Genomic DNA, 23,469 nt, shown 5'->3' with positions numbered 1-23,469 from the left:
CGATGTCCTGTTTGCCCAGCTGGATCTGCTCAACCGCGTTACCGATGCAGTGTGCAGACGTGGCACAGGCTGAACTGATGGAGTAGTTCACGCCGTGAATTTTGAATGGGGTTGCTAGGCAAGCAGAGACACCTGAACCCATCGCTTTGGTCACCACATAAGGACCAACCGCTTTCAGGCCGCGTGGGCTACGCATGGCGTCAGCACCAAATACCTGATAACGCGGAGAACCGCCGCCAGAACCGGAAATCAAACCGACACGTGGATTCTGCTGATACTGCTCTTCAGTAAGGCCAGAATCTTTGATCGCTTCGGCCATGGAAAGGTAAGCATAAATAGAGGCATCACTCATAAAACGCACGATTTTGCGATCGATGAGCCCGTTGGTATCCAGTTTGACGTTGCCCCATACGTGGCTGCGCATACCGGCATCTCTCATCTCTTCAGAGAAAGTAATACCGGAACGGCCTTCACGCAGAGAAGCCAGCACTTCTTGCTGGTTATTACCAATGCTGGAAACAATACCCAGGCCAGTAATCACTGCACGTTTCATTCAATAATCCTCGTTCCACATATTTGGATGACGTGCACTCTAGCGTACAGTTGTAAGCCGAACAAGTCCGATCAGCCATTTCCTTTTGTAAATTTGCGTCATGTGACGTCTCTCGCTAAACTCGCGCCACTGCCTGAAATATGAGCCTTTCCCCGTGAAATTAACCCCGGTTGAACACGCCCAAATAAACTGGAATGAACAGGGTACACCTGTGTCCCGAGCGTTCGGCGACGTCTATTTCTCCAACGATAATGGACTGGAGGAAACGCGCTATGTGTTCCTTGCTGGCAACCACATTCCACACCGTTTTGCTGAACATTCACGCGATTTATTTATTGTCGCCGAAAGCGGTTTTGGGACTGGTCTGAACTTTCTTACCCTGTGGCAAGCCTTTGATCGCTTCCGCAATGAGCAACCCAACGCCACTTTGCAGCGTCTGCACTTCATCAGCTGCGAGAAATTTCCGCTGACGCACGCCGATCTGGTGGCTGCACATGCTCACTGGCCGGAGCTGCAGCCGTGGGCCGAACAGCTGCAACAGCAGTGGCCGCAGGCGCTGCCGGGTTGTCAGCGCCTGCTGTTTAACGGCGGCGAAGTCACGCTGGACCTCTGGCTTGGTGATATTAACGCGCTAATTCACACCTTTGATGACAGCCTCAATCGTCAGGTGGATGCATGGTTCCTTGATGGCTTTGCACCGGCGAAAAATCCGGAGATGTGGACGCCCGAGCTGTTTGCCGCGATGGCGCGCCTCGCCCGTCCAGGCGGCACGTTGGCGACCTTCACCGCGTCGGGTTTTGTGCGTCGCGGGTTGCAGGACGCCGGTTTCAGCATGCAGAAGCGCAAAGGCTTTGCTCACAAGCGTGAAATGCTGGTCGGCGTAATGGAACAGGCTGCTGAATTGCCGCACAGCCAGCCGTGGTATGCGCGCCCGCCGGCCAGCAACCAGGATGTGGCGCTGATCGGCGGCGGCGTCGCAAGTGCCGTATTGGCGCTGGCGCTGTTGCGACGCGGTTGGCGCGTGACGCTCTATTGCGCCGATGATGCGCCTGCGCTGGGCGCCTCCGGCAATCGTCAGGGCGCGCTCTATCCGCTGCTGAACCAGCACGATCCCGCGCTGGCCACCTTCTTCCCGGCGGCTTTTGGTTTTGCCCGTCGCCTGTACGATCGGCTGCCAGTGGAGTTTGAGCATGACTGGAGCGGTGTGTTGCAGTTGGGCTGGGATAGCAAAAGCGCGGAGAAAATCAAGCAGATGCTCAACATGGCACTGCCGCATGAGATCGCCTACGGCGTTAATAAAGAAGAAGCGCAACAGCTGGCGGGCGTCGAACTCAGCCTTGGCGGAATTTTCTATCCGCAGGGCGGCTGGCTGTCGCCTTCTCAGCTAACCAGCAATTTGCTGGAATACGCGCAATCGCTGGGATTACGCCTTCACTGGCTGCATCGCGTCACGCAGTTAACGCGCGATGAAGATAACTGGACGCTGCACTTTAGCCAGCAGCCGCCAGTGCAACATCCCCAAGTGGTGCTGGCGAATGGTCACGCGCTGCTGGATCTCGAACAAAGCAAAATGCTGCCAGTGTACGCGGTAGCGGGACAGGTGAGCCACGCGCCGACCAATCCGTCATTAGGCGCGCTGCGCACCGTGCTGTGTTACGACGGCTATCTCACGCCGGTCAGCCCGAACTTCGCCACCCATTGCATCGGCGCTAGCTATCATCGCGGCGCAACCGCGACGGATTTCCGCGCCGACGATCAGCAGGAGAATCGCCAGCGGCTAATCAACTGTTTGCCGGAAAGCCAATGGCCGCAGCAGGTTGATGTGTCAGATAACCAGGCGCGCAACGGCGTGCGCTGTGCCACGCGCGATCATCTGCCGATGAGCGGCAGCGCGCCGGATTATGACGCCACCCTGTCGCAGTATGCCGACTTGCCGGAGCAGCGTGCACGCGCGACAAACGTGGACGATGCGCCGGTGCATAACGATTTGTTTGTGTTGGGCGCATTAGGTTCGCGTGGCTTATGCAGCGCACCGCTGGCGGCCGAAGTGCTGGCGGCGCAGATGAGCGGCGAGCCGCAACCGCTGGATGCAGCCACGCTGGCGGCGATGAATCCAAATCGCTACTGGGTACGAAAACTGCTGAAGGGTAAAAAAGCGGGTCGATAATCTACGGGGCGAGCGATCGCCCCGAGACGTTAAGCGGTTTGACGAGCCTGCAGGAACAAATTGTCCCACATGCCGGTGACCAGCGCCTGATCGCGTGGCGACAGTTCACCGGCAGCAATGGCTTTTTGCAGGCTGTTAGTAACGTGAGTTTGCAGCGCTTCCGGCGTGTGTTCACCGCTCAGCTCAATCTCCGCCACTGCCAGGGTCAGATGACCACGCAGATAGCCGCCCGCAAACAACTCGTCATCGCTGGCGTGATCGACCATATCGTCAATCAGGGCCAGAATTCGGGTTTCAAATTCTACGATCATCTCTTCCTCTCTTCTTATAACCTTCGCGGATTACAGATCTTCCGGCCAGGGGAATTGTGCCGCCGTCAGTGCCGGCGTGCCGTAATAATTCGTCAGTGCATCAATGAAACGGGCCGGTCGCAGCGGAATGCCCTGTTCCAGATACGTCATCACCTGCGCATGAACCTTGCGCTGAAACGCAATGCGATCTGGCTCACAATCGCCTTCGAGATTGTCACAACTGACGTTGAAGGGAAAGCCCGCCGCCACGCAGAACAACCACTCCAGCGCCTGCGGTTTCACCTCAACCGCTTCGAACTGGCTCTGCGTTTGCGCATCGCGTCCATCCGGGCAATACCAATAACCAAAATCCACCAGCTTACGGCGCGCTTCACCGGCAATGCACCAGTGGGAAATTTCATGCAGTCCGCTGGCGTAGTAGCCGTGTGCGAACACCACGCGATTCCACGGGGAGGTTTCATCCGCTGGAAGATAAATAGGTTCGTCGTCGCCTTTAATTAGACGGGTCTGAAAATCGTCAACGAAGCAGCCATCAAAGATGGCAATCAGCTGATCGTAATGGTGTGTTGTACTCATAATTTTTAATCTTTAAAAAAACCGGCGCCATTGTCGCATTGGCAGCCGGTCTTGACGAGTGTTGGATTACAGCGTGGCCAGCCAGGCCATTAATTCTCCGCCGTGACTGTCCCATAACAATTTGGCGCTCATTACCGCAGAAACGATCACCACCATGGGGCGAATCAGTTTCTGACCGCGGCTCAATACCAGCCTGGCGCCGAGACGCGCGCCGATAACCGCGCCGAGCAGCATAATCGCGCCGGTGCCCCACACCACTTTGCCGCCGAACATAAAGAACAGCAGACTGCCAAAATTCGAGGTGAAATTTAGGATTTTGGCGTGGGCGGTAGCTTTTGCCAGATTGAAACCACACAGCGTAACGAAGGCCAGCGCATAGAACGAACCGGCGCCTGGACCAAAGAAGCCGTCGTAGAAACCGACACAGCCGCCGCCCACCAGCGCATAAGGCAAACCGTGCAGACGACGTTCGCGATCGGCTTCACCCAAACGCGGCATCAGCAGGAACCACAAACCGATGCAGATCAACAACAGCGGCAAGATTTGGCGCAGCACGTCGGCTTGCAGATGTTGGATCAGGATAGTGCCGGCCACGGCGCCGAGAAAGGTCATAGCGATATTCAGCCACTGCTCGTTCAGCTTTACCGCGCCGCGACGAATGAAGTAGAGGCTGGCAGAGAACGAACCACCGACCGATTGCAACTTATTGGTGGCTAACGCCTGCGCTGGAGAGAGTCCGGCCGCCAGCAATGACGGCACGGTAAGCAATCCACCACCGCCCGCGATCGAGTCGATAAACGCCGCCAGCACCGCCACGAAAAACAGCACGCCGAGCACCAGCGGGCTGACAACAAACCAATCCATTGAGATACCTACAGTAGATGTTTATCTAACAGCGCCTGACAGGACGGCGGTAGTGGCGGCGGCGTTTTCTTCACGGGCGGCGTGCTGCCTGGTTTTTTCGGCAGGAACCAGCTATCCAGCTCTGCGCCACAGCCATCGCCTGCCGGTTGAGGCGCCTGATCTTCACACTCCAGACTGCCCGCCGGGCAACGCAAACGCACATGCATGTGCGCGCGATGGGCAAACCACGGACGTACCTTATTTAGCCACGCGCGATCGCTACCGGCATCGGCACAAAGCTGCCGTTTAATCGCAGGATTGACGAAGATACGCGTTACTTCGTCGTCTTTAGCTGCCAGTTTAATCAGGCTATCAATTTGTGGTTGCCAGTGACGTGCGATCACCTGCTTATCATCGGCAGAAACCAAATCGAGCGGCTGCGGCTTGAGCAATTGCTGCGCCGTCCAGCGGGTTTTCGGCAGTTGCAGCCAGATATCAACATCCAGACCCGTTTGATGGCTGGCGTGGCCGCTGCTAAAACGGCCGCCCGCCGCCATGCCCATATCGCCAATCAGCACTTGCCCCAGCTGAAGCTGATGAACCTGGGTGCTGAGACGCTGAATAAAGGCGATCAGATCGGGATGGCCGTAATAACGACGCTGATCCTGGCGCATCACCTGATAATTGGGTGAGTTAAGCGGCAGCTGTTGCGCACCAACAATACAGCCATTGGCGAAGCCGCCAATCGACTGCGGGCTGCCGGCAATCGGCTGATGAATTTGCTGCCACGGCGTAGCGGCAACCGCGGCCGCACTGCATAACAGTGCAGCACAGGTGATGAGCAGACGGCGCATCATCGGGCTTACCAGCGCGGCACGCTGCTGTTGACGTCACCGTTTTGCGCGCGCTGGCGCAGCAGGTGATCCATCAACACAATCGCCATCATCGCTTCGGCAATGGGCACAGCGCGAATACCAACGCAGGGATCGTGACGACCTTTGGTGATCATCTCAACTTCTTCGCCGTCGCGGGTGATGGTGTTGCCCGGCACGGTAATACTGGAGGTCGGTTTCATCGCCAGATTGGCGCTGATAGTTTGGCCGCTACTGATGCCGCCTAAAATGCCACCCGCGTGGTTGCTCTGGAAACCGTTGGCACGAATCTCATCGCGATGCTGGCTGCCGCGCTGGTTGATCACCGCGAAACCGTCGCCAATTTCCACGCCTTTCACCGCGTTAATGCTCATCAGCGCATGCGCCAAATCCGCATCCAGACGATCAAATACCGGCTCGCCCAAGCCCGGCGGCACGTTCTCTGCCAGCACGGTGACTTTCGCACCGATGGAGTCGCCCTCTTTTTTTAGGCCACGCATCAGTTCATCCAGCGCTTCCAGCTTCGAGGCATCCGGGCAGAAGAACGGGTTCTCTTCCACGATGCTCCAGTCTTTCAGTTCACAAGCCACATCGCCAATCTGCGCCAGATAGCCGCGCACCACGATGCCGTGCTTCATCTGCAAATATTTCTTAGCAATCGCACCGGCCGCCACGCGCATCGCGGTTTCACGCGCCGAAGAGCGCCCGCCGCCACGATAGTCGCGCAGGCCGTATTTCTGCTCGTAGGTATAATCGGCATGGCCAGGTCGGAACAGATCTTTGATTGCGCCGTAATCCTGTGAACGCTGGTCGGTGTTCTCAATCAGCAGACCGATTGAGGTTCCCGTCGTCACGCCCTCAAACACGCCGGACAAAATTTTCACCTGATCCGGCTCGCGGCGCTGTGTGGTGTAGCGCGACGTGCCAGGACGACGACGATCGAGATCGTGCTGAATGTCGGCTTCCGTCAGCGGAATGCCGGGCGGCACACCGTCAACGATGCAGCCCAGCGCAATACCATGCGACTCGCCAAAAGTGGTTACGCGAAAAACTTGTCCGATGCTGTTTCCGGCCATGCTGGTTCCTTGTTGCGATGTTGCGGGCGAGCGCTCGCCCTCTTATTTAGTCTTTGTAGAATGAGAAGTGATGCTGTGCCGCGACGATTTGCTCGCGCGTCAGCATAAACACGCCGTCACCGCCGTTATCAAACTCCAGCCAGGTAAACGGCACGTCTGGGTACTGATCGATCATGTGCACCATGCTGTTACCGACTTCGCAAATCAGCACGCCTTGTTCGGTGAGGTAATCCGGCGCACAGGCCAGAATACGGCGCACCAGTTTCAGGCCGTCGCTGCCCGCTGCCAGACCCAGTTCCGGCTCGTGGCGATATTCGTTCGGCAGATCGTCCATATCTTCCGCATCCACGTAAGGTGGGTTGGTGACGATCAGATCGTATTTCACTGGCGGCAAGTTGCGGAACAGATCGGCGCGGATTGGGGTGACGTGGTTCAGCAGGCCGTGCTCTTCGATGTTCTGCTCGGCAACCGCCAGCGCATCGGTGGAGATATCCACCGCATCCACTTCCGCTTCCGGGAAGGCGTAAGCGCAGGCAATGGCGATGCAGCCGCTGCCGGTGCACATATCGAGAATGTGATGAGGTGACTCGCCGATCAAACCGGCAAAACGGTTCTCAATCAGTTCACCAATCGGTGAACGCGGCACTAATACGCGCTCATCAACGTAAAATTCGTGGCCGCAGAACCAGGCTTTGTTGGTGAGATACGCCACCGGAATGCGCTCGTTGACGCGGCGAATCACGCGCTCAACAATGCGATGACGCTCGCTGGCAGTCAGGCGCGCATTGCGCATATCTTCTGGAATATCCAGCGGCAGCCACAGCGTGGGCAGAACCAGTTGGACGGCTTCGTCCCAGGGATTATCCGTGCCGTGGCCGTACCAAATGCCTGCCGCCGAAAAACGGCTGACAGCCCAGCGCAGCATGTCCTGAATGGTGTGCAGTTCATTCACTGCCTCATCGACGAATATCTTGTCCACGTAGCCCTCCGCAGGCCATAAAATCAATCGGCCGATAGTGTGCCACGAAGCCGGGCAGAATTCAGCGCAGCGAGGTGAAAAAGCTGACATTTGTTAACAGTAACGGTTAAGGTATGCCACCGGCTGTTTACCAGCTTTTTCTTAACTTATCACCGAGCCATGAGTAAAAAAACGCCGCTAAGCCAGGACGATCAGCAAATGTTTCGCCAGTTAATGACCGGAACGCGCAAGCTGAAACAGGACACCATCGTGCACAAACCGGTGGTGAAAACGCGCCAACTGCCGTTGAAACGCCTGATATCAGAGCAAGCCGATAACAGTCATTATTTCTCTGACGAGTTTCAGCCGCTGCTGTCCAGCGAAGGTCCGGTACGCTATGTGCGCGCCGATGTGAGCCACTACGAGCAGAAGAAGCTGCGTCGTGGCGATTACACGCCGGAAATTTTTCTCGATCTGCATGGCTTAACGCAGATGCAGGCCAAGCAGGAGCTCGGCGCGCTAATCGCCGCCTGCCGTCGTGAGCATCTGTTCTGCGCCAGCGTCATGACCGGACACGGTAAACATATCCTCAAGCAGCAAACACCGCTGTGGCTGGCACAACATCCGCATGTGATGGCGTTTCATCAGGCACCGAAAATGTTCGGCGGAGACGCCGCGCTGCTGGTGCTGATAGAAGTGGAAGAGTGGCAGCCGCCTGAACTGCCGTGACGTGCCGCGCTACAAAAGGATAGGGCCGCGTTTGCTAGCGGCCCATAGAGATTAGATTGCTTTAGCCAATTTTGACGGGCTGACCTGCCACTCCAGCTTGCCTTCGCAGGCCTCTGCATCAAAGTTCACACAGGCTATCGCAGAGGTCGCGAACATCGGCGGCGCTTCCTGCGGGCAGAGTTCAGAAACCAGATAACCCACCAGCGGCAAGTGTGAAATCACCAGCGCCGATTTAACCCCTTTCTGCGCCAGCACCTGCAAATAGCTGGCTACCATAGCGGGATCGCCGCCTGGCGTAAGTTCCGGCAACACATCCTGCCCTTCCGGCAACTTCAGCGTTTCACGTACCGTTGCCAGCGTTTGCTCGGCGCGCAGATACGGACTCACTAATACCCGATCGATTGCTGGCGTTTTGCTGTTGAGCCAACTCGCCATCGCTCTCGATTCATCACAGCCACAGAGGGTGAGAGGTCGAACTGAATCACTCGCTGCTTCCAGAGCTGCGTCGCCATGACGCATGATAAAAACTTGCATAAAGCACCGCTGTTGTTTGTCGATATCGCCCGGTACCACAGCACCAGACGCTTCATTCTGCGAATGAACGGTGTGTTTTACCCCAATGGCTTCAGTATAGTCAACCGGTTGTTTATTAAATAAGCATATCTCAGAATGGTGCTGCGCTTACCGCTGCGCAGCCCTCTAACTAACCCGCTGAATCTGTGCGCCTATTCACGATTGTGCAGAAGTGTAAAAATTCGTTTGCTGTTCTGACATTGCGATCAGCGCTTCACCTGGCGCAAAACGCTCGCCGTGTTGCTGTATTAATGAGCTTAATGCTTTGACGATATCGCCAATGCCGCGCTGATCCATATAGCGGAACGGACCGCCAAGGAACGGCGGGAAGCCGATGCCAAACACCGCCGCAATATCGCCATCCCGCGCGTTGCGGATCACCGCTTCATCCAAACAGCGTGCCGCTTCGTTCAGCATCATCAATACGCAGCGCTCAGCAATCTGCGCTTCGCTCTGCTTCGCCTGCGGTTTGATGTTCAACAGCGTGTAGATTGACGCATCGGCTTTACGCTTGCCCGGCCAGCGCGAACGTTGGTAGAGGTAGAACCCTTTGTGGTTCTTACGCCCTTTTCTGCCATCAGCCAGAATGGCGTTCGCGGCGTTGGGTGCGCTGAAGCGAGAACCGTAAGCCTGCTCGAGAATCGGGCTGATTTTGCTGCCGACATCAATGCCCACTTCATCCAGCAGCTGCAGCGGCCCAACCGGAAAACCGAATTTCACTAAAGCGCGATCGATATGCTCGATCGGCTCACCCTCCTGCAAACAGTGCATCGCTTCATTTATATAGGGTGCGAGAATGCGGTTAACGTAAAAGCCGGGACGATCCGCCACCACCACCGCTGTTTTGCCCTGCTGACGCGCCAGCTGCACCGTGTTCGCCAGCGTTTGCGCTGAGGTATTGGCATGCGGAATCACCTCCACCAGCGGCATTTTGTCCACCGGGCTGAAGTAATGCAGGCCGATAATATTTTCCGGTCGCTGCGCATGGGCGGCAATGTCGGCAATCGGTAGCGACGAGGTATTGGAGGCAAATATGGTGTGCGGCTGGCAATGGCTTTCGATTTCGCTGACCATCTGCTGCTTGAGCGCCAGATCCTCAAATACCGCTTCGATCACCAGATCGCGCTGGCTGAATCCTTGATAATCGTTGCCGCCGCTAATGCGCGCCATCTGCTGCTGACGTTCGGCCGCTTTCAGCTGACGCCGCTTCACCTTGTTGCTCAACAAGTCCCAGCTGTATTGCAGTGCATGATTCACACCAACGAGATTGATGTCTTTAATGCGCACCGGCAAACCGGCTTTCAGCGCCGTGACGCTGGCAATGCCGCCGCCCATCAATCCGCCGCCAAGCACGCCAATCTGCTTCAGCGCTTGCGGTTCAACACTGGCCATCGAGTCTTTCTTTAAGGCAGTTGAGGCGAAGAACAGGCTGCGCAGCGCGGCCGATTCTGGCGTCATCGCCAGTTGTCCAAAGGCGCGCGCTTCCGCTTCATGTCCGGCACTGCTGCCCTGCTCCAGACCGATGCGCACCACTTCAAGAATACGGTCAGCCGCAGGATAGTTGCCCTGGGTTTTGCTGTGGGTTTGACGCTGTGCCAGTGAAAACAGCACCTGACGCGCAATCGGTCCTTGCAGTAAACGATCGCGGCGCGAAAGTTCCCGGCGTGCGCCTTTTCCTTTATGTACGCGTGCAATTGCCGTTTCCAGCAGAATCGATTGCGGCACCGCGTCATCCACAATCCCGAGTTTGAGCGCCTGTTTGGCGCGCAGCTGTTTGCCAGTGAGAATCAGCGGCAGCGCCTGCTGCACGCCAATCAGGCGCGGCAAACGTTGCGTACCGCCAGAACCCGGCAGCAAACCGAGCTGTACCTCCGGCAAACCGAGGCGCGTTTTGTCATCCAGTGAACAGATGCGCGCATCGCAGGCCAGCGCCAGCTCGAGGCCGCCGCCAAGGCAGGCACCGTGAATCGCCGCCACCACCGGAAACGGCAGCGCGGCAATCATCGCCATCACATCTTGTCCCTGCTTTGCCAGCGCTTCAGCTTCTTCAGCCGTTTTGCAGCTGGCGATCATGCTGATATCCGCACCGGCAACAAAGTTGTCTGGCTTGCCGGAGATCAACACTAATCCGGCCAAATCCTGATGGCTGCGCGCGTCATCCAGCACCGCTTTGATCTGCGGCACAAACTCGGCCTTCAGCGTGTTCATCTTCTCGCCCGGCACATCGATGGTAATCACACCGACATGGTCGAGGCGCATATGTAAATGAAAGGCGGATTCGCTCATTATTCGGCCTCCAGAACCATTGCTGTGCCCAGGCCGCCCGCCGCACAGGCGGTGACCAATCCTAAACCGCCGCCGCGCCGCCGCAGTTCGTGCAGCGTTTGTGTGATCATGCGCGCGCCGGTGGCAGCAAACGGATGACCATAAGCAATCGATCCGCCGAGCACGTTAAAGCGTTCTTCATTCACTTCGCCTAACGCATGCGGACGATTCAGCACCTCGCGCGCAAAGCGTTCGTCACGGAACATTTTCAGGTTGGCTAAGGTTTGTGCGGCAAAGGCTTCGTGCATATCAATCAGCGTCAGATCGTTGAGCGTGATGCCGGCGCGGTCCAGCGCCAACGGCGAAGCGTACGCCGGACCGAGCAGCATGTCCTGCCAGACATCAATCGCCGTAAAGGCGTAGCTGCGCAGATAGCCAAGCGGCTGAATGCCGAGTTCGCGCGCGCGCCCTTCACGCATCAGGATCACCGCTGCGGCGCCATCGGTCAGCGGCGTGCTGTTGGCGGCGGTCACCGAACCGTGGCGACGATCAAATGCCGGGCGCAGTTTGGCATAATCGGCGGCGCTGGCGTTGAAGCGAATATTGTTGTCCTGCTCGATGGGCGCTTTCCACGGCGGCACAAACGCCGGCATCACTTCCTGAGTGACTACGCCCGATTGCCAGGCGCGCGCCGCATGCTGGTGCGAACGCAGCGCTAACGCATCCTGCTGTTCACGGGTGATGCCGTGGCTTTTCGCCATCTGCTCGGCGGTATCGCCCATGCGTAAGCCAGTGGAATACTCCGCCACTGCCGGTGGCACTGGCAACAAATCGCGCGGACGCAAACGACGCAGGATGCTGAGTTTTTGGCTGAAGCTGCGCGCTTTGTTGAGATCCACCAGCGCACGCGCCAGCGTTTTACTGACGCCAATCGGCAGCACCGAGGATGAATCCGCGCCACCGGCAATGCCGACATCAATGGTGCCCGCCATCAAACTTTCCGTCACGTTTGCCACCGCCTGAAAACTGGTGGCGCAGGCGCGACTGACGCTATACGCATCGGTATGTACGCTTAGTCCGCTGCTCAGAACAATTTCACGCGCAATATTCGGCGCTTCCGGCATCTGCACCACCTGGCCAAACACCAGTTGATCGATAATCTCGACCGGTAATTCACTGCGCGCCACTAGTTCGCTGATCACCATGCGTCCCAACTCCAGCGCGGGAATGCCGTGAAAATCGGTCGCCTGACGGGCAAAAGGGGTGCGTAATCCGTGGGTTATGGCGATACGTTCGCCCTGACGCGTCAGCAGCGGCTGCGCTTTGCTCATTGCAATCACCTGTAATTTTTGACCGGGGCATCATTGCCAAACAGGTCTGACCTGATCATCAGTGTTAACTAAGTGTTGCTAAGTAGCCAATAAGCAGAGGAAAAAAGTGCGAGGGAATACACGAAAATGAGTTAAGGCTGCCGAAGGGGTTTCGGCAGCGACGGGATTAGCGTAGGCCGAGCTGGAAAATCAGGGTTTCCGCCTGGCAGGCAAAGGTGAAGTCGATAGACAGGCGCACAGCGTCGCCTTCATTGGCAAAATCCGCGCGAATATCGCAGGGATCGGATTCCACCTGACGTGCGCGCTCGGTCAAATGCGCCAGCATCGCATCCGCCGCATGACGATCGGCAAACACGCCCGACCAGCTCGCGGTGCAATCGGTATTGTCCATCACGGTTCCCACATCGACACAGCAGCAGGCGGCCGTTTCGTTCGCACTACATTTTTTAATGGCATCAGTCATGGTTTTCTCCTGACGATAAATTCAACACAATCGGATCATTTTCTGCCGCAAAGTGTACGCCTGCTGCGTTTTCACATCCACGATCAACCCGCTAAGTGACGAATATCACACTAAAAATTGATCCAGAACAAAATTGAAAGCTATGTTGAAGGCCAACCGCTAAGATTTTGTTAAGCAGATCTGATTTTATCGATCAAATCAGAAATATTTAAAAAACAATATTGCAACAAATACACAGGTCGGACCTATACTCGTCGCACTGGTCTGATATGTGGTTTTGTCGTCAGTCCCTACAATTCGCCGCTCTTTGTTACGCGACGTAACAACGTTAAATAATAAATCTAGATGAGGTTGTGGTCATGAACCATAAAAACCTGTTTGCAAAGTCAGCTGTGGCAGCTGCAGTAACGCTCGTCTGTTCTCATGTTTACGCCGCGGGCTTTCAACTGAATGAATTCTCAGCAATTGGTTTAGGTCGTGCGTATTCCGGTGAAGGTGCGATGGGTGATACCGCCGCCTCTGCCAGCCGTAACCCGGCAACTATGGCGTTAATGGATCGCCCTTCTTTCTCGATTGGTGCGGTTTATATTGATCCTGAAGTGGATATTAGCGGTCAAAGCCCTTCTGGTCGCAGCCTTGACGCGAAAAATATTGCGCCGAATCAGTGGATCCCTAATCTTCACTATGTGCATCCGATTAACGATCAGTGGTGGATTGGTGCGTCTGCAACCTCTAACTATGGTCTGGCAACCGAATTCAATAATGGCTATACCGCAGGGGGTTATGGCGGCAAAACCGACCTGATGACCGGCAACTTTAATATCAGCACCGCTTATCGACTGAATGAGAATTTCAGCTTTGGTATCGGATTTGATGCGGTTTATGCCAAGGCGAAGATTGAGCGTTATGCTGGTGAATCTGGCGCAGCGCTGGGCATTCCTGCCGATACCCAAATTGCCCATTTAAAGGGTGATGAATGGGGTTACGGCTGGAACGCCGGCATTTTGTATGAAGTGGATAAGAACAACCGCTTCGGTTTCACCTATCGCTCAGAAGTTAAAATCGACTTTGACGGCGATTACAAAAGCAGCCTGCCGGGTTACGTGAACTCTCTGCCACAGGCACAGCTGTTAGGCCTGCCTTACGGTACCGGCGGCTCAACCATTCCGGGTTCTCTGACACTGAATCTGCCTGAGATGTGGGAATTGTCCGGCTACCATAAAGTCGCACCACAATGGGCGGTTCACTATAGCCTTACGTATACCAGCTGGAGCCAATTTCAGGAGCTGAAAGCCACCGGCAGCAATGGCCAGACGCTGTTTTACAAGGATGAAGGCTTCCACGATGCCTATCGTATCGCGTTAGGTACCTCGTACTTCTATGACGACAACTGGACCTTCCGTACCGGTATCGCCTTTGATGACAGCCCGGTTCCGGCCGATAAGCGTTCTATCTCCATCCCGGATCAGGATCGTCTATGGTTGAGCGCCGGTGCGTCATACGCGTTCAATGAAGATGCTTCCGTCGACTTGGGTATTTCTTACATGCACGGTCAGAAAGTCACCGTGAAAGAAGGCCCGTATACCTTTAACTCTGAAGGTAAAGCCTGGCTGTACGGCGCGAACTTTAACTACAAGTTCTGATGCTTAGCTTGATAAAAAAAGGCGACTTAATGAGTCGCCTTTTTCTTTTACTGCGAATCGATATCTTTCAGATCATCCTGAATCGCACTGGCGTTCGGATTATCTTCCGGCTTCAACTTACCGCCATTGGCGATAAAGTCATGTCGTTGGAAGTAGGCATTACGAATGAAGGCGTACGGATCTTGCTGCTGACGCAAAATGGCGTCCGAATCCAGCAACTGTGCACGGGTTTCAATCCCTTCCAGCGTCCATTTACCCACCGAAATCGGCCAGCTCAGCCAGCTTAATACCGGATAGAGCGTATCGACGAAGTCACCGCCATCTTCACGGATGGTGAAGCTGCCGTAAGCCGGTAGTTCAACATACGGACCGTAACCAACGCCATAGCGTCCCAGCGTGCTACCAAAGCGATGCGGCACTTCACGCGCCAGCTCCGGATTGGCTTTTCCCGCCACGTCAATTAATCCACCCAGTCCTAACACGGTGTTCAGGAAGAAACGGGTAAAGTGGATACCTGCCTGACGCGGCTCACCCACCAGAATAGCGTTGACCATGCTGGCAGGTTCTTCCACGTTAGCTAATACATTACTTATGCCGCTACGTGCCGGCACCGGCACATAATCGCGCCAGGCTACCGCCACCGGACGCAGAACATACGGATCCAGCACGTTGTAGTTGAAGTTAAACATCGTGCGGTTAAAGCCTTCCAACGGATCGCTGCGCTGCGCAGGTTCCGTATTGTCAGCCGGTTTTGAGCTGGCACAACCCACCAGCAGTAAGCTGGCTAACGCCAGACCGGTCAGGCGGTTATTCATTCTTCTCTCCCTGTGCGGATCAGTAAGGTATCGCTTCAGGGCTGCTGTTGATTAATTTCCACAGCCAGTTGCTGATGACCATTCCAGGGGGTAACCGCGCTTAATCCAAACCAGTCGCCAGACTGCGGATTGGCACTGCCGTCGCGCGAAATACGCACCCTGACTTGCACCTGATGCTGCGCCGAAAGTAGGCGATCCGGCATCATGGCATTGCTGTCATCCAGCGTGAGCGATAACGGGAAGTGGCTGAGCGGTAAACGCTTCACAGCCACAGGCACCGGTGAAACACCGTTAGACACAGAAATATACAACACTCCGCCTTGCGGTAACATTTTTTCTGCCTGCGGCGTCAAACTCACCGTCAATGCCAGATTGCTATTTTGCTGTCCCGCGTCAGTTTTCGCTTGTTCAATGCTGCGCTCGATCATGGTGATGCGACGATCGCCTGCCGGTAACAGTTTCAGCATCACCTGCCATGCACCAATTGCCTCGTTGTACTGCTGCTGTTCGAAGGCGTTAAACGCCAGCAGACTCAGCGTACGCACATCGCTGTGATCGCGTTTCAGCAGCTCTTTCAGCAACACGTTGGCCTGACGGTTATCCTGCGGATCGCTGGAGCGCGTCAGCACTTCGGCGTAATCCTGCTGCAGTTCGATATTGTCTGGCGCCAGCTGCAGAGCATGTTCAAATGCCTGGCTGGCATCGGTGGCGTTATTCAGCACCATGCCAAGGCGGCCCAGCATCGCCCAATCGTTGAGGTTTGAAGAGTCATTTTGCAGCGAACTGCGCAGACCCAGCTGCAGACGCGCCAGCTCTTCCATAGTCAGCGGCTGCGCTTTGGGATCCATCACGCGCGCACGTAAGGCAGGATACTCTTGTTGCACGCTAACAAACGCGGTTTGCTGCGCCAGTCCGCCGATTTTCAGATACATGCCAACCGACACCACCAACAGCACCATCACGCCTGGCAGCAATACCCAGCGGCTGCTGTGATGAATGGTGGCAGCATCTTGTTGCGGCACATCGGTTAACAGCGTTTGTTGCAGCTCGCGCACCATTTCCGGGCGCTCAGCCACCACGCCCTCTTCTTCATCACGCTTCAGCTCGCGCAGGCGCTGCTGATAGAAATCGGTGTTGAGACGATCGCGATCGCCACTGCTGGCCTCGCGCTGACGCCAGCCGGCACGCAGAAACAGCGCGATAGCCGCCAGCAGTAAAATAATCAGGGTAATCCAGAATCCAGTCATTACGGCTTCCCGTCACGCTTAAGTAACGCCGCAAGGCGCTGTTGTTCATTTTCGTCGAGTTCGCTACGCGCTCTGCCGCGGCGATTGCGCAAAATAATGATCAGCGCGCCCAGCACCACAAACAGCGCTGGACCCACCCACAAAATCAGCGTGGAGGGCGTTACCGGCGGCTCATAGGTGACGAAATTACCGTAACGCGCCACCATGTAATCAATGATCTGCTGGCGGCTTTCGCCCTGCTTCATCAACTCGTAGACTTTGAGACGCATATCCGACGCGATCATCGCATTGGAATCGGCAATGCTGTTGTTCTGGCATTTCGGGCAACGCAGCGATGCGGTGAGATCGCGGTATTGCTCTTCCTGCTGCACCGAATCGAACTGATACGTATCAATCGCCGCCCACAGGCTGGTGCTGAGCAGAATGCCCGCTAACAATAGAAGCAGCCGTTTCATACGCCCGCCTCCTTGTTGTATTTGTCCCACAGCGGTTTCACTTCTTCGAGCCAGACGCGATCGTTCATGTCGCCTGCGTGGCGATAACGAATGATCCCTTTGCCGTCGATCAGGAAGGTTTCCGGTGCGCCGTAAACGCCGAGATCGAGACCGAGCATCCCGTTGCCGTCATACAAGCTGAGCGCATAAGGATTGCCCAGCGTGTTCAGCCAGGTCACCGCTTTGGTGCGATCGTCTTTATAATTGAGGCCAACCACGCGAATGCCTTTTTCCGCCAGCGTGTTGAGGTATTGATGCTCCGCGCGGCAGGTTGGGCACCAGGTCGCCCAGACGTTGAGCAGAATCGGTTTGCCGTCGGTCAGCACCTGCTGATCGTAGATTTTGCCGGGTTGATCGAGCGCTTCCAGTTTGAATACGGGTACCGGCTTGCCGATCAACGCTGATTCGAGACGCGTTGGATCATCGCCGTTGGCGTTGCGCGACAGCTGCCACAACAGTGCCGCAGCCAGCAGCAGGAATAGAACCAATGGGATAAACAGAATTTTTTTGTTCATGCCAGCTCCTCGCGCTCTTCTTTTTTGCGTGAGCGATAGCGCGGATCGAACAGGCAGAACAAGCCGCCCACCGCCATAAACACGCCGCCGTACCAGATCCAGCGTACAAACGGTTTGTAGTAAATCCGCACCGCCCATGAACCATCATCCAGCTCTTCACCCAGCGCCGCATAGAGATCGCGGGTGAAACCGCCGCTGATCGCCGCTTCGGTCATCATGGTGCGCGCGGCTGCATAGAAGCGTTTTTCCGCCTGCATCACCGCTTCCAGCTTGCCATTGCGCGCCACTTCAATCACCGCCACGCCGCCGCTGTAGTTCGGCCCTTGCAGGTTGCGCACGCCGTGGAAGGTAAAGTGATAATTGTGGATATCAACGGTATCGCCCGCCTTCATGCGCACATCACGCTCAACGCTGTATTGGGTGCTAAAGGCGATACCCACCACGGTCACCGCCACGCCCAGATGCCCCAGCACCATACCCCAATGGCTGCGCGACAGATGACGCAAACCTTTGATGAAGGCGTGACGATGGGTGGCGCGCTCGTGCAGCTCCATCAACGTCAGCATGATCACCCAGATCGACATCAGCAGGCCGATAACCGTCATCGCCTCAATGCGATCCTGCAGCAGCCACGGCAGCGCGATGGAAAGAATCAGCGTGACGACCATACCGACGCCGAGGCGCTTCCACAGCTTCTGCGGTTGGTCTTTACGCCAGCGCACCAGCGGACCGATACCCAACATCAGCGCGAACGGTGCCATCAGCCAGGTAAACATGGTGTTGAAGAACGGTTCACCCACCGAGATGCTGCCGAGACCGAGCTGTTTATGCACCAGCGGCAGCAGCGTACCGAGTAACACCACCAGCATCGCGGCGATCAGCAGCACGTTATTACCCAGCAGGAAGGATTCGCGTGACCAGGTTTCGCTCTGTACGCGGCTGCGCACCTGACCGCCTTTCAACGCGTACAGCAGCAGCGAGCTGCCAATCACAATCACCAGGAAGGCGAGAATAAACATGCCGCGCGCCGGATCGGAGGCGAACGAGTGCACGGAAACCAGCACGCCGGAACGCACGAGGAAAGTACCCAGCAGGCTTAACGAGAATGCGGTGATCGCCAGTAATACCGTCCACGATTTGAAGCTACCGCGTTTTTCCGTTACCGCCAGCGAGTGCATCAGCGCGGTACCAGCCAGCCACGGCATAAAGGAGGCGTTTTCGACCGGATCCCAGAACCACCAGCCGCCCCAGCCGAGTTCGTAATAAGCCCACGCTGAACCGAGCACGATGCCGATAGTCAGGAACACCCACGCGGCGGTGGTCCACGGACGTGACCACCGCGCCCATGCGGTATCCAGACGTCCGGCCATCAGCGAAGCAATGGCAAACGCAAAGGCCACCGAGAAACCAACGTAACCCATGTACAGCAGCGGCGGATGGAAGATCAGACCGATATCCTGCAGCATCGGGTTGAGATCGCGCCCGTCAATCGGGAAATTTGGCAAGGTGCGGGTAAATGGGTTCGAGGTCAGAATGATAAACAGCAGGAAGCCGAGGTTAATCATGCCCATCACCGCCAGCACGCGCGCCAGCGCATCCTGCGGCATACCACGACTGAAGATCGCCACCGCCAGCGTCCAGGTGCTGAGCAGCAACACCCACAGCAGCAGTGAACCTTCGTGCGCGCCCCAGGTTGCGGCAATACGATAGTAAACCGGCAACAAGGTGTTGGAGTTGGTGGCGACATAGCCAACGGTGAAATCATTCACCACAAAGGCGTGAACCAACACGGCAAAGGAGGCGGCGACGCAGATGAACATGCCCCAGGTTAACGGGCGCGCCATCGCCATCAAACGCGCATCCTGACGCGCCGCGCCCCACAGCGGATAGACACTCAACAGTAGCGCTAAACCCAGCGCCAGACACAGCAGAAAGCTACCAATTTCCGGCATCATGATTGCGCACCTGACTGCTGATAGGCTGCCGCAGGTCCTGTGTGATTCTTCTTCATCGCATCTTCGATTTCAGGTGGCGTATATTTTTCATCGTGTTTCGCCAGCACTTCTTTGGCGTTCACCAGATTGCCCTCTTCGAGCACGCCTTGCGCCACCACGCCCTGCCCTTCACGGAACAGGTCCGGCAGAATGCCTTCGTAGGTAACACTGACCACGCCGTTGGCGTCATACAGTTTGAAAGAGACCGCGAGGGTTTTCGGATCGCGCTTGACGCTGCCCGGCATCACCATGCCGCCAATGCGCAAACGCTGGCCCGGTTCAGGCTTCTGATGATCTTCGCCCTTGCCATTGATGATTTCACTCGGGGTATAAAACAGGTCGATGTTGGAACGCAGCGCGTACATCACCAGCGCGGTCGCCAGGCCAAGCCCGATCAACACCGCGATCGCCACGTACAGGCGATTACGACGACGGATATTCACACGGATTCTCCCGCTGCTTCATCGGCAGCTTTTTTCGATTTAGCCGCGCGAATGCGGCGCTCCCTGGACTGACGCTGGCGAATTTCTGCCAGCAAACGGCGGCGGAACAGCACGGTGTGCAGCACCAGACCGAATAATGGGATCAACGTGAGGATAACGGCGAGCCAAACGTAAAAGGCATAGCCGCCCATGGCGAAGAAATCGCTCCACGATGCAAAGGCTGGCGTCATGATTTGCTTCCTCGCTGCGCCACATCAATCGCCCACGGACGATGACGTTCGGTAAACAGAATCAGATTGCGCAAGCGCATTAAGGTCAAAGCACCAAACACCAGCAGATAGCCGAGAATGGACCAGCGCAGCGGTGTGCGCATGCTGGGATCGATGGCCTGCTGCAGAATACCGGATGAGCCCTGATGCAGCGTGTTCCACCACTGTACCGAGAAGTGAATGATCGGCAGATTAACCACGCCAACCAGAATCAAAATGCCAGCAGCGCGCCCGGCGGTGCGACGGTCTTCAAAGGAGTGATAGAGCGCGATTACGCCCATATAGAGAAACAGCAGCACCAGCTCGGATGTCAGTCGGGCATCCCAGATCCACCAGGTTCCCCACATCGGTTTACCCCAGGCGGAACCGGTAATCAGCGCGATAAAAGTAAACACCGCGCCAATTGGCGCCATCGCCGCCGAGACCAGATCGGCCATCTTCATCTGCCACACCAGGCCGATGAACGCCGCAATAGCCATTGACGCATACACGCCCATCGACCACATCGCTGCAGGCACGTGAATGTACATAATCCGGAAGCTGTTGCCCTGCTGATAATCTGCCGGTGCAAAGCCGAAGCCCCAGATCCAGCCGAGTAACAGCGTGCCAACACCCAGCACCGCGAACCACGGAATTAAGCGACCGCATAGCTGGTAAAGCCGCTCAGGCTTTGCCCACTGGTGTAACCATTTCCACATTTTGCATAGCTCACAATAAAGAGAATTCAGGTTTCGGCCGCTCTGAGGCGACACGAATTAATGCAGACTGATACGCAAAGCTGCTGCTGTCGCAAACGGCGACAGCGTTGCGCTGACGGCCAGCATCGCGCCGAGAATCGCCAGATAACCCCCGATCGGCAATCCCATTCCGGCGGCATCAATCGCCGCGCTGGCGAATATCAGAACCGGTATCGACAACGGCAATACCAGCAGACTTAGTAATACGCCGCCGCGCCGCAGCCCAACGGTTAACCCGGTCCCAATCGCGCCGAGAAAGCTTAGCGTTGGCGTGCCAAGTAGCAGCGTTAACGCCATCGCGCGCCAGCCGGCAAAATCCAGCGACAGCAACAATGCCGCCAGCGGCGACAGTAAAATCAGTGGCAGCCCGGTAATCAGCCAGTGTGCAATCACTTTGCCCAGCACCGTAACCGGCAGCGGTGTTGGCAGCAGAAGTAGTTGCTCGAGCGAACCATCAAGAAAATCGTCACGAAACAGTCGTTCAAGCGCCAGCAATGAGGCCAGTAATGCGGCAACCCACGCCACGCCCGGCGCAATGCGCGCCAGTTGCTGCGGCTCCGGTCCGATACCTAATGGAAACAGCGTGATAACAATCAGGAAAAACCACAGTGGATTGATCACTTCCGCGCCGCTGCGAAAGGCGATTTTTAATTCGCGCTGAATGACCCGACCTAACATCAAGCCCACTCCGAAGTAAGACGAATTTTACGCACGCGCGCGCTGTTATCGGGCAGATCCTGATGCGTAGTCAGAATCACCGCTCCGCCGTTATCGGCATGGGTGGCGAATCGCGCCATTAATTTTTCCACACCGCCTTTATCGATGGCGGTCAAAGGCTCATCGAGGATCCATATCGACGCCGGGCTGAGCCACAGGCGGGCTAATGCCACACGCCGCTGCTGTCCGGCGGAGAGTTGCGCCACTGGCACCTCTTCAAAACCCAGCAGATCGACCTGCTCAAGCGCATCAAAAATCGCGTCTTCATTGCTGCTGCCGTGCCAGAAATGCAGGTTCTCCAGCGGTGAGAGTACCGATTTCACGCCGGGGTGATGGCCGAGATAGAGCAGATTTTGTTGCCATATTTCGCGCTGCTGACGAATCGACTGTGACTGCCACATCACGTCGCCCTCTTCCGCCCGGCTTAATCCCGCCAACAGGCGCAGCAGCGAGGTTTTCCCGGCTCCGTTTGGCCCTTCAATTTGCACAATGTCACCCGGTTGCACACGGAAGCTCAACCCATGAAACAAGGTTCGCTCATCACGAACGCATGAGAGATTAATGACTTCGAGCATAGAAGGGAGAATCACGGCAATGAATGAGGCGGCGATAATACCACATTGAATCTGTGGGCCGAAGTCTGTGAGCTGGCTCCCACTTACCCCAAATGGGGTATTCGTGCGCATCAGATCAAGAAATTGCTCAAAAAACCAACTCAGTTAAAATTTCGTTACTCTTAAATTGAATCTTCGTAACAAAATGACCTTGCCAAAACCAGCTACGCTTATTGCGCAATGGCATTATCACCCGAGGGAAACATGAAACAATCACCATCGATTTCAAACAGTGACAACGATGTAGAGAGTGATGAGAAGGAACAAGGCAAGGAGATTGAAGTGGATGAAGATGCCCTGCCCTCGCAGGCGGCGGCAATTCATGAGGAAATACGTCAGGACGGTGAAAAAGAGCTCGAGCGCGATGGTATGGCGCTGCTTTGGTCGGCGGTAGCGGCCGGATTGTCAATGAGCGCTTCGCTGATGGCGAAAGGCATTTTCCAGGTCCACCTCAAAGGCGTGCCCGGCGCTTTTTTACTCGAAAATCTGGGTTATACCTTTGGCTTTGTCATTGTCATTATGGCGCGCCAGCAATTGTTCACCGAGAACACCGTTACCGCCGTTTTGCCGGTAATGCACAAACCGACCGGCAGCAACTTTGCGCTGCTGTTGCGTCTCTGGTGCGTGGTGCTGCTCGGCAATCTGATGGGTACCGCGTTGGGCGCGCTCGCTTTTAATCATATGCCGATCTTCGACGATGCGACGCGTCAGGCGTTTACCGCCATCAGTGAAAAAGTGATGGTCAATTCCCCCAGCGAAATGTTCGCTAATGCGGTGATCTCCGGCTGGATTATCGCCACCATGGTGTGGATGTTCCCGTATGCGGGCGCGGCGAAAATTGTGGTGATCGTGATGATGACCTGGCTGGTGGCGTTAGGGGATTTAGCGCATATCGTGGTCGGTTCGGTCGAGGTGCTGTATCTGGTGTTTGCGGGCACGCTGCCATGGTACGAATTCTTCTGGCCATTTGCTCTGCCAACGCTGCTTGGCAACATCACGGGCGGTACGCTGATATTTGCCTTGATTAGCCATGCGCAGATTCGTAACGATATGAGTGAAGCGGCGAAAGCCAAAGCACGTGCGGAACAGAAGCGGAAAGAGAAGCAAAAACAGGCGTAAGCCTGGTCTTAAATTGCTGATAGATTGAGCAAACAACCGCTGCATAGTTAAAATCAGGTTCGCGGTGCGCTATACTGCGCGCCCGGCGTCTCCTTAGTTAAATGGATATAACGAGCCCCTCCTAAGGGCTAGTTGCAGGTTCGAT

At 56.1% G+C, this 23,469-nt stretch carries 25 protein-coding genes; 4 read left to right on the top strand and 21 right to left on the bottom strand.

Translation table 11 applies throughout. The annotated features are described in order from the left end of the window. A partial coding sequence (locus tag RTM06_RS20150; protein WP_312184505.1) for a beta-ketoacyl synthase N-terminal-like domain-containing protein occupies positions 1-553 on the bottom strand: 553 nt, incomplete at its 3' end. Positions 554-707: 154 nt separating this feature from the next. On the opposite strand from RTM06_RS20150, the gene mnmC reads away from it, so the two are divergent. After that, positions 708-2,720: a bifunctional tRNA (5-methylaminomethyl-2-thiouridine)(34)-methyltransferase MnmD/FAD-dependent 5-carboxymethylaminomethyl-2-thiouridine(34) oxidoreductase MnmC gene (gene mnmC / locus RTM06_RS20145; protein ID WP_312184504.1), complete on the top strand. Its 2,013-nt coding sequence runs from the start codon at positions 708-710 to the stop codon at positions 2,718-2,720. A gap of 29 nt (positions 2,721-2,749) precedes the next feature. Here mnmC and RTM06_RS20140 read toward each other — a convergent pair whose 3' ends face one another. The 6 genes from RTM06_RS20140 to prmB all read right to left on the bottom strand — a co-directional run bounded on the left by RTM06_RS20140 (position 2,750) and on the right by prmB (position 7,377). Continuing rightward, complete coding sequence (locus tag RTM06_RS20140; protein ID WP_008101252.1) at positions 2,750-3,031, bottom strand: YfcL family protein; 282 nt, start codon at positions 3,029-3,031, stop codon at positions 2,750-2,752. A gap of 30 nt (positions 3,032-3,061) precedes the next feature. Beyond that, positions 3,062-3,607, bottom strand: coding sequence for an elongation factor P hydroxylase (locus tag RTM06_RS20135; protein WP_256699411.1), 546 nt, complete (start codon positions 3,605-3,607; stop codon positions 3,062-3,064). Positions 3,608-3,673: 66 nt separating this feature from the next. Then, on the bottom strand, positions 3,674-4,471 hold the full coding sequence (locus RTM06_RS20130; protein ID WP_312184503.1) for a sulfite exporter TauE/SafE family protein: 798 nt from the start codon (positions 4,469-4,471) through the stop codon (positions 3,674-3,676). Between the two features lie 8 nt (positions 4,472-4,479). Further along, positions 4,480-5,304, bottom strand: a complete 825-nt coding sequence (gene mepA, locus RTM06_RS20125; RefSeq protein WP_176971202.1) for a penicillin-insensitive murein endopeptidase — start codon at positions 5,302-5,304, stop codon at positions 4,480-4,482. A gap of 8 nt (positions 5,305-5,312) precedes the next feature. Next, a complete protein-coding gene (aroC, locus tag RTM06_RS20120; RefSeq protein WP_008101259.1) occupies positions 5,313-6,398 on the bottom strand; it encodes a chorismate synthase in 1,086 nt (361 codons plus the stop codon). 46 nt (positions 6,399-6,444) lie between these two features. Then, on the bottom strand, positions 6,445-7,377 hold the full coding sequence (gene prmB / locus RTM06_RS20115; RefSeq protein WP_256696997.1) for a 50S ribosomal protein L3 N(5)-glutamine methyltransferase: 933 nt from the start codon (positions 7,375-7,377) through the stop codon (positions 6,445-6,447). Positions 7,378-7,536: 159 nt separating this feature from the next. On the opposite strand from prmB, the gene smrB reads away from it, so the two are divergent. Further along, the gene (smrB, locus tag RTM06_RS20110) at positions 7,537-8,085 is read left to right on the top strand and encodes an endonuclease SmrB (RefSeq protein WP_061717868.1); all 549 of its coding nucleotides are present in this window, start codon (positions 7,537-7,539) and stop codon (positions 8,083-8,085) included. Positions 8,086-8,136: 51 nt separating this feature from the next. On the opposite strand, the gene sixA is transcribed toward smrB, so the two are convergent. The 4 genes from sixA to RTM06_RS20090 all read right to left on the bottom strand — a co-directional run bounded on the left by sixA (position 8,137) and on the right by RTM06_RS20090 (position 12,717). Then, positions 8,137-8,619, bottom strand: coding sequence for a phosphohistidine phosphatase SixA (gene sixA / locus RTM06_RS20105; protein ID WP_256696999.1), 483 nt, complete (start codon positions 8,617-8,619; stop codon positions 8,137-8,139). A 195-nt stretch (positions 8,620-8,814) separates the two neighbouring features. Continuing rightward, the gene (fadJ, locus tag RTM06_RS20100; RefSeq protein ID WP_312184502.1) at positions 8,815-10,944 is read right to left on the bottom strand and encodes a fatty acid oxidation complex subunit alpha FadJ; all 2,130 of its coding nucleotides are present in this window, start codon (positions 10,942-10,944) and stop codon (positions 8,815-8,817) included. Further along, positions 10,944-12,254, bottom strand: a complete 1,311-nt coding sequence (fadI, locus tag RTM06_RS20095; protein WP_312184501.1) for an acetyl-CoA C-acyltransferase FadI — start codon at positions 12,252-12,254, stop codon at positions 10,944-10,946. The genes fadJ and fadI overlap by 1 nt, the downstream gene beginning before the upstream one ends. A 166-nt stretch (positions 12,255-12,420) precedes the next feature. Continuing rightward, entirely contained in the window at positions 12,421-12,717 is a 297-nt protein-coding gene (locus RTM06_RS20090) for a YfcZ/YiiS family protein (protein ID WP_265300410.1), read from the bottom strand. A 359-nt stretch (positions 12,718-13,076) separates the two neighbouring features. Here RTM06_RS20090 and fadL point away from each other — a divergent pair, with 359 nt between their 5' ends. Then, complete coding sequence (fadL, locus tag RTM06_RS20085; protein ID WP_008101276.1) at positions 13,077-14,360, top strand: long-chain fatty acid transporter FadL; 1,284 nt, start codon at positions 13,077-13,079, stop codon at positions 14,358-14,360. Positions 14,361-14,407: 47 nt separating this feature from the next. Here fadL and mlaA read toward each other — a convergent pair whose 3' ends face one another. The 10 genes from mlaA to ccmA are packed head-to-tail and all read right to left on the bottom strand — an operon-like array spanning position 14,408 to position 22,166. After that, positions 14,408-15,175: a phospholipid-binding lipoprotein MlaA gene (mlaA, locus tag RTM06_RS20080; RefSeq protein WP_256697003.1), complete on the bottom strand. Its 768-nt coding sequence runs from the start codon at positions 15,173-15,175 to the stop codon at positions 14,408-14,410. Positions 15,176-15,210: 35 nt separating this feature from the next. Then, positions 15,211-16,422, bottom strand: coding sequence for a c-type cytochrome biogenesis protein CcmI (ccmI, locus tag RTM06_RS20075; protein ID WP_312184500.1), 1,212 nt, complete (start codon positions 16,420-16,422; stop codon positions 15,211-15,213). Continuing rightward, entirely contained in the window at positions 16,422-16,877 is a 456-nt protein-coding gene (locus RTM06_RS20070) for a cytochrome c-type biogenesis protein (RefSeq protein WP_265300403.1), read from the bottom strand. The genes ccmI and RTM06_RS20070 overlap by 1 nt, the downstream gene beginning before the upstream one ends. Then, entirely contained in the window at positions 16,874-17,431 is a 558-nt protein-coding gene (locus RTM06_RS20065) for a DsbE family thiol:disulfide interchange protein (protein ID WP_101763614.1), read from the bottom strand. The genes RTM06_RS20070 and RTM06_RS20065 overlap by 4 nt, the downstream gene beginning before the upstream one ends. Continuing rightward, positions 17,428-19,386, bottom strand: a complete 1,959-nt coding sequence (locus tag RTM06_RS20060; RefSeq protein ID WP_312184499.1) for a heme lyase CcmF/NrfE family subunit — start codon at positions 19,384-19,386, stop codon at positions 17,428-17,430. Before RTM06_RS20060 ends, RTM06_RS20065 begins: the two co-directional genes overlap by 4 nt. Continuing rightward, complete coding sequence (gene ccmE, locus RTM06_RS20055; protein ID WP_008101293.1) at positions 19,383-19,868, bottom strand: cytochrome c maturation protein CcmE; 486 nt, start codon at positions 19,866-19,868, stop codon at positions 19,383-19,385. The genes RTM06_RS20060 and ccmE overlap by 4 nt, the downstream gene beginning before the upstream one ends. Beyond that, on the bottom strand, positions 19,865-20,098 hold the full coding sequence (ccmD, locus tag RTM06_RS20050; protein ID WP_179449982.1) for a heme exporter protein CcmD: 234 nt from the start codon (positions 20,096-20,098) through the stop codon (positions 19,865-19,867). Before ccmD ends, ccmE begins: the two co-directional genes overlap by 4 nt. After that, positions 20,095-20,835 (bottom strand): heme ABC transporter permease, encoded by a 741-nt coding sequence (locus tag RTM06_RS20045; RefSeq protein ID WP_312184498.1) that lies wholly within the window; start codon positions 20,833-20,835, stop codon positions 20,095-20,097. The genes ccmD and RTM06_RS20045 overlap by 4 nt, the downstream gene beginning before the upstream one ends. 57 nt (positions 20,836-20,892) lie before the next feature. Then, the gene (gene ccmB, locus RTM06_RS20040; protein ID WP_008101298.1) at positions 20,893-21,552 is read right to left on the bottom strand and encodes a heme exporter protein CcmB; all 660 of its coding nucleotides are present in this window, start codon (positions 21,550-21,552) and stop codon (positions 20,893-20,895) included. After that, on the bottom strand, positions 21,552-22,166 hold the full coding sequence (gene ccmA / locus RTM06_RS20035) for a cytochrome c biogenesis heme-transporting ATPase CcmA (RefSeq protein WP_312184497.1): 615 nt from the start codon (positions 22,164-22,166) through the stop codon (positions 21,552-21,554). Before ccmA ends, ccmB begins: the two co-directional genes overlap by 1 nt. Positions 22,167-22,409: 243 nt before the next feature. Between ccmA and RTM06_RS20030 the strand changes: the two genes are divergently transcribed. Further along, positions 22,410-23,324, top strand: a complete 915-nt coding sequence (locus RTM06_RS20030; RefSeq protein ID WP_256697014.1) for a formate/nitrite transporter family protein — start codon at positions 22,410-22,412, stop codon at positions 23,322-23,324. The last annotated feature ends 145 nt before the right edge of the window (positions 23,325-23,469 follow it).

The organism is Pantoea sp. CTOTU46764, from assembly GCF_031974595.1.
GTDB lineage: Bacteria > Pseudomonadota > Gammaproteobacteria > Enterobacterales > Enterobacteriaceae > Pantoea > Pantoea trifolii.
This window is presented reverse-complemented; position numbering and strand designations above follow the sequence as displayed.

What these genes read in the sequence shown, in the direction of transcription:
- RTM06_RS20140 (WP_008101252.1), bottom strand. Translation starts at nt 3,031, where the DNA reads ATGATCGTAGAATTTGAAACCCGAATTCTGGCCCTGATTGACGATATG.
- RTM06_RS20135 (WP_256699411.1), bottom strand. Translation starts at nt 3,607, where the DNA reads ATGAGTACAACACACCATTACGATCAGCTGATTGCCATCTTTGATGGC.
- RTM06_RS20130 (WP_312184503.1), bottom strand. Translation starts at nt 4,471, where the DNA reads ATGGATTGGTTTGTTGTCAGCCCGCTGGTGCTCGGCGTGCTGTTTTTC.
- mepA (WP_176971202.1), bottom strand. Translation starts at nt 5,304, where the DNA reads ATGCGCCGTCTGCTCATCACCTGTGCTGCACTGTTATGCAGTGCGGCC.
- aroC (WP_008101259.1), bottom strand. Translation starts at nt 6,398, where the DNA reads ATGGCCGGAAACAGCATCGGACAAGTTTTTCGCGTAACCACTTTTGGC.
- smrB (WP_061717868.1), top strand. Translation starts at nt 7,537, where the DNA reads ATGAGTAAAAAAACGCCGCTAAGCCAGGACGATCAGCAAATGTTTCGC.
- sixA (WP_256696999.1), bottom strand. Translation starts at nt 8,619, where the DNA reads ATGCAAGTTTTTATCATGCGTCATGGCGACGCAGCTCTGGAAGCAGCG.
- fadJ (WP_312184502.1), bottom strand. Translation starts at nt 10,944, where the DNA reads ATGAGCGAATCCGCCTTTCATTTACATATGCGCCTCGACCATGTCGGT.
- fadI (WP_312184501.1), bottom strand. Translation starts at nt 12,254, where the DNA reads ATGAGCAAAGCGCAGCCGCTGCTGACGCGTCAGGGCGAACGTATCGCC.
- RTM06_RS20090 (WP_265300410.1), bottom strand. Translation starts at nt 12,717, where the DNA reads ATGACTGATGCCATTAAAAAATGTAGTGCGAACGAAACGGCCGCCTGC.
- fadL (WP_008101276.1), top strand. Translation starts at nt 13,077, where the DNA reads ATGAACCATAAAAACCTGTTTGCAAAGTCAGCTGTGGCAGCTGCAGTA.
- mlaA (WP_256697003.1), bottom strand. Translation starts at nt 15,175, where the DNA reads ATGAATAACCGCCTGACCGGTCTGGCGTTAGCCAGCTTACTGCTGGTG.
- ccmI (WP_312184500.1), bottom strand. Translation starts at nt 16,422, where the DNA reads ATGACTGGATTCTGGATTACCCTGATTATTTTACTGCTGGCGGCTATC.
- RTM06_RS20070 (WP_265300403.1), bottom strand. Translation starts at nt 16,877, where the DNA reads ATGAAACGGCTGCTTCTATTGTTAGCGGGCATTCTGCTCAGCACCAGC.
- RTM06_RS20065 (WP_101763614.1), bottom strand. Translation starts at nt 17,431, where the DNA reads ATGAACAAAAAAATTCTGTTTATCCCATTGGTTCTATTCCTGCTGCTG.
- RTM06_RS20060 (WP_312184499.1), bottom strand. Translation starts at nt 19,386, where the DNA reads ATGATGCCGGAAATTGGTAGCTTTCTGCTGTGTCTGGCGCTGGGTTTA.
- ccmD (WP_179449982.1), bottom strand. Translation starts at nt 20,098, where the DNA reads ATGACGCCAGCCTTTGCATCGTGGAGCGATTTCTTCGCCATGGGCGGC.
- RTM06_RS20045 (WP_312184498.1), bottom strand. Translation starts at nt 20,835, where the DNA reads ATGTGGAAATGGTTACACCAGTGGGCAAAGCCTGAGCGGCTTTACCAG.
- ccmB (WP_008101298.1), bottom strand. Translation starts at nt 21,552, where the DNA reads ATGTTAGGTCGGGTCATTCAGCGCGAATTAAAAATCGCCTTTCGCAGC.
- ccmA (WP_312184497.1), bottom strand. Translation starts at nt 22,166, where the DNA reads ATGCTCGAAGTCATTAATCTCTCATGCGTTCGTGATGAGCGAACCTTG.
- RTM06_RS20030 (WP_256697014.1), top strand. Translation starts at nt 22,410, where the DNA reads ATGAAACAATCACCATCGATTTCAAACAGTGACAACGATGTAGAGAGT.